9 protein-coding genes are annotated in these 12435 nt (G+C 50.6%); 7 read left to right on the top strand and 2 right to left on the bottom strand.

Features of this window, described 5'->3' with window-relative positions:
* Both LLG46_02505 and LLG46_02500 read left to right on the top strand, forming a co-directional pair.
* Nucleotides 1–435, top strand: a 435-nt coding sequence (locus LLG46_02505) for a hypothetical protein (GenBank protein ID MCE5322168.1), incomplete at its 5' end; no start/stop codon positions are given.
* A gap of 164 nt (nucleotides 436–599) precedes the next feature.
* Entirely contained in the window at nucleotides 600–935 is a 336-nt protein-coding gene (locus LLG46_02500) for a hypothetical protein (GenBank protein MCE5322167.1), read from the top strand.
* Nucleotides 936–1010: 75 nt separating this feature from the next.
* Here the strand turns inward: LLG46_02500 and LLG46_02495 are convergent, their stop codons facing one another.
* Together LLG46_02495 and LLG46_02490 are read right to left on the bottom strand one after the other, a co-directional pair.
* Nucleotides 1011–3044: a hypothetical protein gene (locus LLG46_02495; GenBank protein MCE5322166.1), complete on the bottom strand. Its 2034-nt coding sequence runs from the start codon at nucleotides 3042–3044 to the stop codon at nucleotides 1011–1013.
* Between the two features lie 53 nt (nucleotides 3045–3097).
* Nucleotides 3098–5113, bottom strand: a complete 2016-nt coding sequence (locus LLG46_02490) for a hypothetical protein (protein ID MCE5322165.1) — start codon at nucleotides 5111–5113, stop codon at nucleotides 3098–3100.
* Between the two features lie 215 nt (nucleotides 5114–5328).
* Here LLG46_02490 and LLG46_02485 point away from each other — a divergent pair, with 215 nt between their 5' ends.
* The 5 genes from LLG46_02485 to LLG46_02465 all read left to right on the top strand — a co-directional run bounded on the left by LLG46_02485 (nucleotide 5329) and on the right by LLG46_02465 (nucleotide 12292).
* Entirely contained in the window at nucleotides 5329–6090 is a 762-nt protein-coding gene (locus LLG46_02485) for an HAD-IIA family hydrolase (protein ID MCE5322164.1), read from the top strand.
* Between the two features lie 73 nt (nucleotides 6091–6163).
* The gene (locus tag LLG46_02480) at nucleotides 6164–6481 is read left to right on the top strand and encodes an antibiotic biosynthesis monooxygenase (GenBank protein ID MCE5322163.1); all 318 of its coding nucleotides are present in this window, start codon (nucleotides 6164–6166) and stop codon (nucleotides 6479–6481) included.
* Nucleotides 6482–6773: 292 nt separating this feature from the next.
* On the top strand, nucleotides 6774–7565 hold the full coding sequence (locus tag LLG46_02475) for a hypothetical protein (protein ID MCE5322162.1): 792 nt from the start codon (nucleotides 6774–6776) through the stop codon (nucleotides 7563–7565).
* 164 nt (nucleotides 7566–7729) lie between these two features.
* Complete coding sequence (mfd, locus tag LLG46_02470; protein MCE5322161.1) at nucleotides 7730–11272, top strand: transcription-repair coupling factor; 3543 nt, start codon at nucleotides 7730–7732, stop codon at nucleotides 11270–11272.
* A 126-nt stretch (nucleotides 11273–11398) separates the two neighbouring features.
* Nucleotides 11399–12292 (top strand): restriction endonuclease, encoded by an 894-nt coding sequence (locus tag LLG46_02465; protein ID MCE5322160.1) that lies wholly within the window; start codon nucleotides 11399–11401, stop codon nucleotides 12290–12292.
* Nucleotides 12293–12435 lie beyond the last annotated feature (143 nt).

Here is a 12435-nt window from a genome sequence, read left to right as displayed (position 1 = left end):
TGTGACTGGAGTTCAGACGTGTGCTCTTCCGATCTTGTCGATATCCTGGGCAAGAGCCACTCCAGCCGTATCGGATCAATGGTAGAGGACATAGTCCAGCACTCGTCCGAACACCAAGCTATCGGAATGAGCGAGCCCTTTAGAAAAGCCACCAACCGCCTCAAGGACTATCTTTTCATGCATGTATATGGCCGGGATGTGAGGGGTATAGCCGAACTGGAATACGCCGGTCAGATGCTAAAGGAACTTTTCAGGTTCTATATGGCCCACCCTGACCAGTTGCATGCAAACGGAACCGAGCATTCTGATGAATGCAAAGATACGGTTCAGCTTGCGCGCAGAGTCTGCGATTTTATCTCCGGAATGACTGACCGCTATGCGCAAAAAGCTCATGCGAGTCTGGCAGCCGAAAGCTCCAGTATCCGGGATTCCTGAGCTTTCGGACACAACAAACTTTCAGACCTCTTTTTTTTATTATCCGTTGGCAATGGCGGATTAGCGTGATATAATGAAAATGTAATTCATTGCCGTAATATTTCTCCTGTTCTTTGTGAAGCGAACTTCGGAATATGAACGGAACATGGAGGTGTGCTCAGATAATGAAAACCGCGATCAAATGCAACTGCGGACAGCGTGTGCTTGCAAAGGATGTAATGCAGACCGGCTATTATCTCCGCTTAATAGGTCCCAGTTTTGTTTATGTAAAATTCCGCTGCCCGCGCTGCAAGAAGCTTGGTGAACAATTTGTAAAGCAGGAAGATTGGGAAGATGGAATCCTGCATGACATTCCAAGCGAACTCAAACCGGATGAAAAGCCCAGATTTGAGAAGATGGGTAGAATTGATATTCATGAGTGTATTGATGCTCATTTTGAACTCGAGAAACTGGATAGTCTGGGCGAACTGATCGATACACTGGAAGAAGCAAAAAAGTAATCGAACATATAATAATTACACGAAGAGTGCACGACATGTGGTACGTGCGCTCTTTTTGCGTATATGTTCATCTGCTCAATTTGATGCGCCGCCCAGCTCGAGCCAGAGCTTTTTGTCTTTGTCTATGCCGTAGTTCTGGCCGTCGGGTGACCAAGCAAGCCCTATCTCATACGGTCCCAGCGGATGATACAAACCTACTTTCAGATACGAATTGGAGTAATGATAGCTGGAATCGTTGAGACTGTAGGCATAGCTGTATAGGTTATAGCTGCACCTTGCCCGCCATTTCTTCGTCGGACGCACGTTGAGACTTGAAATGAGGCTCAAGCGTCCCGAGTCCAACCCATAGCTTGCCGATGAGTTACAATTCCATTTGTTGCCGCTCAGAGCCAGCCCGCATCTGAGCAGATGAACTCCCTGAGATGATATACTCTCGGCGGGACCGCTCGTGACATTCAGGCTGTAGCCAATGGATGCATTGCCGCCATTCCAGAGACGGCGCAGGGTCGGACCGGCTCGCAGGCTTGCGCCCATATCTGCTTCGGCTGTCGTGATTATTGCGCCTGTCGCTTCAAAACCTGTCCTGAATCTGCCCTTGCCGGACTCAGCGCGATTGTAGCCCAGACCCAGTGACTGATACAGACACGATGATGTGGACTCGTCGGACGAAGTCCACAGAGAGCCGTAACCCATTGTATAGCTCGGTGACAGGAAGCCGAATACTTTTGTCGGGGTGCCCGGTCTGAATGTGGCCTTAAGAGTGCAGTTCGACTGGTTCACATACTCGAGGTTCTCATCTACATACTGCTGGACGCTGCTGCCCCCGAAGTAGCCGGACAGTTGGTAATTGTATTTTCTGAGGCTGCCGGTCACATTCAAAGTGGTGTAATACAGGTTCTTTGCATATGTCGAGGAGGGCTGATAGCGCGAAGATATGTCTATCCTGCCGCCGGAGAGCATTGAGCCGAACTCCAGGTGGTGTGAGAGTTCAAGCGCTTGAGTAGTGGCGCCAATCGAGTCGATGAAGACTCTGCCCTGCCCGCCATCACCCATCGAATAATCCTGATCCAGACCCAGGCTCAAGCCCTTTCTGGGTCTGGTATAGCCGCCGGTCTCGCTGCCGTCCGCCGCGTAGCGGAGTTTGAGCGCTCCGGTGGCTGAATCCGACATCTGATAATATAATGGAAGATCCACGAGCATTCCATTGTCGGATGTGTAGCGGACCTGCTGCAGGATCGACTCACGTTTTTCGTAACTGTAGGAGTAATAAGGCATCCTGATGACTTCAGTCTGGCCCACATATATCGAGGCTTTGAAAAAGAGTATCTTATCGCCTGGAATTAGGACGAGCCTTGAGGATACGATCCATGTCCTGCCGTCCACATCCGCCATAGGCACAAAACCCGTGCCATCGTCAGAGTCTTTTGAGTCTATCGGTTCAAGCGCCGCATCGTATGTCGTGCTTTTGTCCTCTTCATTTGCACCGATCAGACGGATAGTGTCGTTTTGAGTGTTGCATATAATCGCATCGGCGCTGAGGTTCCTGTCATCTTTACTGACGGTCACGCTGCCTTGAGCCAGGATACGACCAGAGTTTCGCAGCATCTGTGCGGCGTCGGCCTTAATCGTCAGTCCCTTGTACTCTATGCTGACACCGCTGCTTGCGAGAATGGTATCTTTGTCCACACAATATGCCAGTGAGCCGCCCTCCATGCGTATTGCTCTGGCGCCTGCCGTGACTTGCTCATAATTTGCCGAAGACGAGAATTCCACTTGTGTCGATGCTGACCCGCCATTTGCGATGGCGTTTATGATTGCAACCTGAGGACATGCCGCAGAGGTCAAAATACCGATGGCTCGGCCTCCGGATGTATAGACTGCTGCGGTGATATCTCCTGCAGAGGTTGTCAGGCGGACTTCGGTGCCGTCGGCAACCGGCGCTCCGGTCGAATCGACGAGCGTGACCAGCACCTGAGAGGTGCTTTTCCCATCAGCCGGAATACATGATGGGTTGGCTTCAACAGAGACGAAAACAGCCGCTCCGGCTTGCAGTTGAGTCGACAAAGCCAGTCCTATCAGTAGTAATATTGCTGTCCTGTAGGATGACAATTGTTACTCTCAAAGGTACCGAGGTCCTAGATAGGACCTCGGTAATATTTTTGCTATGGTGTGACAACAGTAAAGCCGACCGTAAGCGTAACCTTCGAGCCTGCTCCACCAGATGGAATCGTTATGGTAACCGTTCCGGCACCTGTCTCGGTCGGTGAAACTGAATCCACGCTGGTCGAGAGAGTAAATGTAGCCGTTCCATCACTTGTCTGGGCAGTCGAAGACAACAGTGTCCCTTTACTGGTGGCGGCTGTGATCTCCGTGCCGTCGACCATCGAGTTTCCATTTATGTCTTTTGCCGTGACTGTAATGACAGCCTGGCCTCCGGAGCTTGCCAGCGTCGTGGGAGATATTTCAGCAGAACAATTTGCCGCGTAAGGTCCTCCCGAGAAGATAACGGTAATCTGGCCGCTCGTGACACCACCTGCCGTGGCCGTAACATAGACATTGCCGTCTCCGCCATATGCATCCGTGGTCAATGTTGCAGTAGCGATGCCATTGGTAGTTGTTGTGGCATTGGAAATGACGCCGTGAGTTGAAGTAAATGTGACATATTTGCCGTCCGGCACAGCGTTTCCGTCGGTATCCGAAACGATTGCCGTAAGGGTCGTCGTATTACCCGAAATGTCCAGCCCTCTGACATTTGTCTTGCTTGCACTGACGCTCACACTGCCGACCTCGCTGGGGACGAAATTAACAGTAGTGGTCGCACTGATGTCCGATACCGGATCGGGAACATCTTCTGTCTGGCTGGAGGCGGTGACCATAGCTTTAACTGTAGCAGTCCCTGATTTGCTCGCGTTACCGCTGGAGTCTCTGGTGACGAGCGATGCTGTTGCCGCACCGCTTGTGGTCTGAGATTGCGCTGTTATAGAGCCATTCCCACCGCCGTTGGTGTCGGCTATCACGCTGAACGTCACTACTGTGCCGTCTGTGACCGTATTGCCGCCGGAATCTTTCACCGTGGCCGTTATTGTAGTAGACGAGTTACCATCGCATGAAAGGCTGCTGCTGCCACTTTTGAGGCTGATGGAATATGGCGGCCCTGCCGTAACTTTGACTGTCTCGGTTGCAGAAGTGCCCGACCATGTTGCTGTAATCGTGGAATTGCCTGTCTTTGTGCTTGTAAGGGTCGTGGTTGCCACCCCATTGGATATTGATACGCTGTCATCACTGAGCGTTCCTACACTGGCAGTGAATTTTACGGTTCCACTGGTCGCCGCACTGCCCTCCGCGTCGGTGCATGTCGCTGTGATTGTCGATGATGTCGTCGAACCGCCGCCATTGGTTACCTGAATTGTGGACGGGCTCACTTCCAAATCTATGCTGACGCCAAATGAGACTGTGATGGTTTTTGTCGAACCATTGCATTTCACCTTCACAACTGCATTTTCTTCAGTTGTCTTGGCGGTCACGGTAGCCGTAGCCACTCCTCCAGTTGTAGTTGTTGTCGTATGATTGAGTGTGCCAGCGGTTGTAGAGAAGGTTACGGTAGTGCCGTCGGCAACAAGATTGCCACCGGAATCCCTTATGGTTGCGGTGATTGTTACTACGCTGCTGTCACCGCTTGTATCGCTGTAACTTGTAGTTTTTTCGGCTTCAAGCGTGATGCCGGAGTTGTCCGAACCACCGTGGCTTCTGGTCAGCAGGTATGTCGCCAGACCGATGCCCAGTACCCACCATAGCCACTTCAGCTTCGACGATTTCTTTTTGATCTGAGGCATGCTGGTAAGAGGAGCCTCATCACCTGCCTGAATTACCGATCCTTCAGCACGGTTGGCGATTACTATTCTGGAAATGCCCCAGTTGACCTGCACGACCTCATAATCGGCGACTTTCGTACCGTTATGGACTATGCAGCCTTTGGAGCCGACTTGTATGCCCTCACCTTTTCCAGCATTTATATAGAGGTTTCCCGCAGTATCGGTAAAACTTGATATTGCCACCGATTGGGTAGATTTTGCTCCTTCGGCTGCATATATTGGAGCTGTGATTGACGAGATCATAACAATCACAAGCGTTAACGATAACCTGGAGGCAAAATTTCCAGTAATTGCCTTTAAGCTCATTGTATCCTCCTGACTAATATTCAGACGATGCTGAGGTTCTCACGATTATAATACCTCTGCCGACAATAGCATAGGTTCCTGAAAAAATTATTAATATCGGACTGATATTTAATTTGGCAGATTCACTCAACAAATACAGGGCTGCAGTCAAAACGATGAGCTTCTTTTTAGCACACCGAAGGTTTTTGCTATACCTGTGTTTAATAATACTAGATATGGTTAAAAAAAGCTATTTACTTGACATGGACGGTGTTTTGGTGCGGGGAAGTGCTGCAATCCCCGGCGCGCAGCAATTCATTGAGCGACTGCTTGATCATGATATCCGTTTTGCTGTGCTTACAAACAATCCTATGTATACACCTCGTGATTTGCAGCACAGATTATCGCTTGTTGGGCTTGATGTTCCACACGACCGTCTGTTTACCGCGGCCATGGCCACCGCGCAGTTCCTGCGTGCCCAGATGCCGAACGGATCAGCATATGTTATTGGTGAAGCCGGGCTGACTTCGGCTTTGCATGATATAGGCTATCTGCAGACCGAGCGTGACCCGGATTATGTGGTCCTCGGTGAGACCACCAACTACAACTTTGAGCGTATTTCCAAGGCCGTAAGGCTTGTGGCAGCAGGGGCTAGGTTCATTGCCACAAACCCTGATCCATCCGGTCCGAGCGAGAAGGGAATCGAACCGGCGTGCGGCGCAATGGCGGCTCTTATACAGAAGGCTACGGGTATTGCGCCATATTTCATAGGTAAGCCAAACCCATTGATGATGAGAAGTGCGCTCAGATTCTTGGGGGCGCACTCCGAAGAAACGGTGATGGTTGGCGACAGAATGGACACCGATATAGTCGCAGGCATGGAGAGCGGCATGGATACGATAATGGTGCTCACCGGCGTCACGAGCGGTGAGATGATTACCAAATTTCCTTACAGGCCGATGAAAGTTGTAGAGTCTGTCGCAGATATAGAGGTGTGATGACGCTCAGCGCCTCCCAAAGCCAATAATCAATATAAAATACTCCAATACTAAATTAGCTTGGGGGTCAACCATGTATGTGACTTTGGTCTACGTTCAGGTCAAGCCGGAGCATGTTGAAGACTTCAAGGAAGCAACGCTCGAAAATGCAATTCAGAGTCAGAACGAGCCGGGCAACATCAGATTTGATGTGCTTCATTCAAATGTGAACCCGTCATATTTCGTGCTGTATGAGGCATATGAGTCGGCAGAAGACGCAGCCGCGCACAAGGGCACATCGCATTATTTGCACTGGAGAGACACTGTCGCCGACTGGATGGCCGCTCCAAGACAGTCTGCAGCATATGAAGGGCTCAAACCTTCCAATGATTTTTGGGTAAGTGACAAATAGATATCTTGCTGCCGGTTATTATAGTGGACTGTAATGTAAAGTCGTGCGCGGCTCTAAGCAATTTACGCTAAGTAAATTGCACTTCTCAGCATAAAACCCGTATATGTTAAAGTACAATCTCTAATACAAGTTTATGGGCATAATTTACTTAGCGGCGCTGTTCATATCATTATTCGCTCCGATGTATGCGTGTGCCTCCACGCGTGACGCCGGAAACGTTCTCACAAAAACTTTGAGGACGGATTATTTCGTCGTTCATTACGATCCTACCGACCCTTACTTGCCGCAGCTTATGTCAGAGACTGCGCAGATAGCGCTTACGCGCATCAGCCGTGACTTAGGTTACAAGCCTGAGAAACACAGGCCATTGGTTCTGAATATATATCCCACGCATCAATCGTTCATAAAAGCCGGTGGCTTGAAGGATAGGGCGTTTACAGTAGGCACCGCAAGCAGCCGGGATATTATTTCTGTCGATGCCAGCGGAGTCTTTGCATCTCCCACTGAAACGATAAACCATGAGATCACTCATGCGATAATATTCAGGCTGCTCGGCAAAAACATTACTGCGCTTCCGCTGTGGGCAAACGAGGGTTTGGCACAGTATGAGTCTGAAGAGTTTCCCGATGCGGACAACGCCATCGTGGCTAACGCGGCGGCAGACGGCAGCCTGGTCCCGCTATCCCACTTTGTCGACCATTTTCCAAAGGACAAATCAAACCTCGCTTATGCGGAATCCGCGTCGGCAATACGCTATTTGGTCAAAGAACATGGCAAATCCGCACCTAAAAAGATGCTTGCCGAGCTTGCACACGGCACTTCGTTCGATAAGGCCATGCTCAAAGCCGCAGGTCAGAGATCTGGTGATTTTGCCGATAGCTGGGAGGAACACGTCAATAAACGATACTATGCTCTTAAGTTGACGCGCATAGCGATTGGCACTGTGCCCATTGTTATGGCTATTCTCGCCATAATCGCCTTTTTTGTCAGACGCAAACAGAAGATTGAAGCAGCAAAGCGATGGGAGCAGGAAGAATTCGACGAGTCAATGCGCAGGCAACTCGGCAACGACTGGCATAGATAAGCAGCATTGATATGCAGATTGGACCTGCGCCAAAACGTGCATTGAAGTATAATTATATATGTGTGAATTACGAATACGAACAGTGAGATAGGAACCTACTTAGTATCATAATGAGTTTGCAAAATCTGCTTCAAATAAATCAGCGATTTTCCAAGTCGCGAGACGTGGCCGATTCAATAGCCAAGGGCATGAGGCTGGTCCAGGTGGAAGGGCTTGCCGCATCTGCGAAGGGTTGGCTGCTTGCAGGGCTATACGACCAGGCTAAGCGCACGACACTCGTGCTCACATACACATATGAACAGGCCGAACGCATAGCCGAAGACCTGCCTCTATACGGCATCCCTGCCGAGCAGGTGATGTTCTATCCTCCCAGCGACTCGCTGATATATGAGGAGGGTCCGCCCAACTACAGCGTGATAGGTGAGCGCCTTGCGGCTCTGCAATCGCTGGCGTTGGGTGAAAAATCGGTGATAGTGGCGCCGATAAATGCTGCTCTCCGGCGGACCATGACCGGCGATGAATTGATCTGCTCATACGCTTCCGGTAAGGTCGGCGATGAGATGGACATGGACAAGTTCGCCGCGCTGCTGGTGAGCATGGGCTATGAACATACCGATGTGGTGGACCGTCACGGCGAGTTCAGTAAGCGCGGCGGTATAATAGACGTATATGCGTCCAATCACGACAGTCCCATACGTATTGAGCTGTGGGGAGATGAGGTCGAAAGCATACGCCACTTCGACAGTGCCAGCCAGCGCTCTACGTCCAAGATAGACTCTGCACTGATATTGCCGTCACGCGAAGTGCTTCTCAATCCTGACCGGGCAAAGAGCGCGATAGTGCGTATCCGGAAAGAACTCGATGCTCAGCTAAAGAGCCTTTCCGATTCGGGTGAGCAAGAGTCTGCAAAACGGCTCTCTGAGAAGGTCAATGACGATATCCGTCGGATCGAGAACCTGGATTACTTCGACGAGCTTGAGTATTACCTGCCGTATCTGTTGTCGGATGAGGTCTCCATATTCGATTACCTGCCCGCGGATGCCTTGATCGTGCTCGACGAGCCTATGCAGATCAAGAGCCATTGGGAACAGCATGAAGAACAGATGGTCGAGACCCTGATAAACAGGGCCGGCAGGGGGTTGCTGCTTGCGTCACAGCGCAGACAGCACGTGCCGCTTGAGTCTACTGTAAAGCGTTCCCTTGCAACTCGTCAGGCCGTAGTGCTCACGCTGCTGCCGAGGCCGGTCAGTTGGGCAAAGTCTGATGTGATCGTTCAGATGGACTCCGCGCCCATGGACAGTTACGGCGGTCATCTGGAGGCTGTGGCTGACCAGATCAGGACATGGCAGTCGAACGACCTTACTATAGTTCTTGCCAGCAGTCAGGCCAAACGCATGCTCGAAATACTTACCGAGTTCAACATATTGGCTGCACGGCTTGAAGACATTGACGGCGGCGATTCAGAAACCGCTGCTGAGGGTGACAGAGAGGATTGTCCATTCTCCACTCTCCACTCTCCACTCTCCACCGGCGTTTACGTTGCTCAAGCACCGCTTCGCTCAGGCTTTAAGCTAAACGATGCAGGGCTGATGGTGGTGGCAGACTCGGACGTATTCGGCGCGCAAAGACTTCATCGACCGCGAAAAGCCTCTCATGAAGGCATCCCGATTTCGAGCGTCCTCGACCTGAAAGAGGGCGACTATGTGGTCCATATAAACCATGGCATCGGATACTATCGGGGTATTCACAAACTCACTACCAACGGCGTGGAGCGCGAATATCTGCTGCTGGAATATGCTCATGACGACAAGCTCTATGTTCCTGCGGAGCAGATCGACCGTGTGCAGAAATACATCGGCGGCGAGAGCAGTCCGCCTGCTGTCCATAGACTCGGCGGCAGCGAGTGGCAGCGCACGACCAGCAAAGTCAAAAAGGCCGTTCAGGAGATGGCCAAGGAGCTTGTGGAGCTATACGCATGGCGGCAGGCCCTCGGTGGACACAGCTACAGCCCCGATTCTGTCTGGCAGGAGGAGATGGAGTCAGCGTTTCCATATCGTGAGACTCCAGACCAGCTTGCGGCGATCCATGACGTAAAGCATGATCTTGAGGAGCCTAAGGCCATGGATCGCCTGATCTGCGGGGATGTCGGTTACGGCAAGACGGAGGTCGCTATCCGCGCTGCGTTCAAAGTGGTGAGTGAAGGCAAACAGGTGGCTGTGCTCTGCCCGACTACGGTCCTGGCGCAGCAGCACTTCAACACATTCAGCGAACGACTTGCCGCATTCCCAATCTCAATAGGCCTGCTCTCGCGTTTTCGCAGCAAGAAAGAACAGAAGGAAACAGTGGAGGGGCTCAAGTTCGGCACTGTCGATATCGCCATAGGCACACACAGGCTCCTGTCTAAAGATGTGGAGTTCAAGGAACTGGGACTGCTCATCATAGACGAAGAGCAGCGGTTCGGCGTGCGCCACAAAGAAAAGCTCAAACAGCTCAGGAAGACTGTCGATGTGCTCACCATGACCGCGACCCCTATCCCGCGCACTCTGCATATGTCGCTCTCGGGCATCCGGGATATGAGCATCATTAATGACCCGCCGGAGGGTCGCCAGCCGATCAAAACTATGGTTCGTGAGGCTCAGTCCGATATAGTGCGCGACGCCATAGTGCGTGAACTCGACCGCGGCGGGCAGGTGTTTTTTGTGCATAACCGTGTCGAAAATATTGGCCATGTGGCTGAGCAGGTCCAGAAGCTGGTCCCGTATGCCAGGGTGGATGTGGCGCACGGTCAGATGCCTGAGAGTGAACTCGAACGGGTGATGATGGACTTTTACGAGCACAAGTTCGATATTCTGGTGTGCACGGTCATCATCGAGAGCGGCCTGGACATTCCCAATGCGAATACGATCGTACTAAACGATGCCGACAAGCTCGGTCTGGCTCAGCTCTATCAGCTCAGAGGCCGTGTCGGGCGCTCGGACAGGCAGGCGTATGCATATTTGCTCTACAGACCAGACAAAGTCGTAAGCGAGGTCGCCGAAAAGAGACTTGCTGCCATTAAGGAGTTCACCGGTCTGGGCAGTGGGTATCGAATCGCTCTGCGTGACCTCGAAATACGAGGCGCGGGCAATATTCTCGGAGCCGAGCAGAGCGGACAGATGGCTGCGGTGGGCTTCGACCTCTATTGCCAACTGCTTTCCAAGGCTGTCGCGGAGTTTAAGGGCGAGGAAGTAAACGAGATCGAACTGCCGGCCGTGGACCTGCCGGTGGATGCATTCATTCCGCAGGGATATATGCCCACCGAGGCGCATCGGATCTTATTCTATAAGAAGATGGCGGCTGTTAAGAGCACTGCGGATGTGCAGGCAGTGCAGGACGAGCTTGAAGACCGTTTTGGAGACCCACCGCGGCCCGTATGGAATATGCTCGCTATATTGAGGCTCCGCCTGCGATGTTACGAGCTTGGGATTGCGAATATATCCACACTCAAAAAGCAGGTGATTGTCCACTTCGGCCATGGCGTGCGCCTGACTCAGAGCGTCTGTCTTGAACTTAACCGCCAGCACCGCACTCATTACTTCCAGACGGATAAGCTCACTATCAATGTCTCGACGCCCTCGCGAGTGATTTCAGAGGTCGAAGATATGATTGAGGTGCTTGCTAATGGGTTTAAGAGGGTGAAGGAGATACTGGCAAAGAGTAGTTATTAGGTGATGGGTGAAATGGCTTTATGCTTCAGCTTGCCTTAGATAAATTGATGTGTCTATTAATAAGCTATATAATCGATTCGTAGACATGTATTTTGTTACGACTGTGATTTGCCACGGAGGAACCCGGTGGAACCGTTACCATATGAAATCACTGAGGCAATGATTCAATGCTTTGGAAGAAGCTTTCATTATCGAGATCCATTTGCAAGCTTCTTTCGATCTGCTGGAGTTGACAGAGAGCTAGTTGACAAATATAGTCACTTGCCTAAGTTTAGGTGGGCTCGTAGCATTCTTACAGATTTGGGCAATTCAGAAGATGGACGTCTAGTGCAACGTAGGCTACTGACTGAGTTATGTAAGCTCCGAGGACTGCCCGATAATGATGTTCCGGATCGTGACGCTGGAATTAATGCGTTAAGGTGTCTTAAGGAACTTGCTATTTCGCACGATCTGTATGTCCAAGCAGAAAAGCAGCAAGCTAATACACGAGTGAAGCGTGCTGTAGACAAGATGAGTGTTATACAAGAAAGAGTTAATAAACTAGACAGTCTGCGGCAACAATTCAATGCAGGGCTGAAAAGTGATAAACGGCAACAAGCAGGCTATTCATTAGAAACTATATTCAAAGAATTATGTGCTCTATTTGAGATAGAATATAGAAAGTCCTACAAGATACGCAACCAACAAATAGACGGTAGTTTCAAGTTTGATGCATTTGACTATCTTGTTGAGGCAAGATGGCGTTCTAAATTGCCAACAAGTCAAGAGATAGGTGGATTCAAGTCTAAAGTAGACACCAAATTAGAAAGCACTCGCGGGCTATTCATATCCGTACTGGGTTTTAGTCCTGAAGTCATTAGTGAATATGAAGGTCGCGGTGCGAAGATTGTTTTCATGTCAGGTGAAGACCTTATATATATACTAGAAGGGCGTTTTGACTTTTGTGATGCCTTGAAGCTTAAAGTATCAAAGGCTGCACAGGAAGGCAAGGTATATGTGTCATTACGTGAACACCTATAAAATATAAGCTATGTTCTTTTTGTGTGTCTTTCCTGTTTCCTGGGTGGCGATTTCCGAATCGCCACCCCACCACTTAAGAAGGGGTTTCCAAATCCCGAAACTAATCAACCCACAAATGGCACATCGCTACAAAGTAACCCCCT

This window comes from bacterium, from assembly GCA_021371935.1.
In the GTDB taxonomy this organism is placed as follows: Bacteria; Armatimonadota; UBA5829; order UBA5829; family UBA5829; genus UBA5829.
The sequence above is the reverse complement of the archived record's forward strand: the minus strand, read 5'-3'. Positions and strand labels throughout refer to the sequence as shown.

What these genes read in the sequence shown, in the direction of transcription:
- LLG46_02500 (MCE5322167.1), top strand. Translation starts at nt 600, where the DNA reads ATGAAAACCGCGATCAAATGCAACTGCGGACAGCGTGTGCTTGCAAAG.
- LLG46_02490 (MCE5322165.1), bottom strand. Translation starts at nt 5,113, where the DNA reads ATGAGCTTAAAGGCAATTACTGGAAATTTTGCCTCCAGGTTATCGTTA.
- LLG46_02485 (MCE5322164.1), top strand. Translation starts at nt 5,329, where the DNA reads ATGGTTAAAAAAAGCTATTTACTTGACATGGACGGTGTTTTGGTGCGG.
- LLG46_02480 (MCE5322163.1), top strand. Translation starts at nt 6,164, where the DNA reads ATGTATGTGACTTTGGTCTACGTTCAGGTCAAGCCGGAGCATGTTGAA.
- LLG46_02475 (MCE5322162.1), top strand. Translation starts at nt 6,774, where the DNA reads ATGTCAGAGACTGCGCAGATAGCGCTTACGCGCATCAGCCGTGACTTA.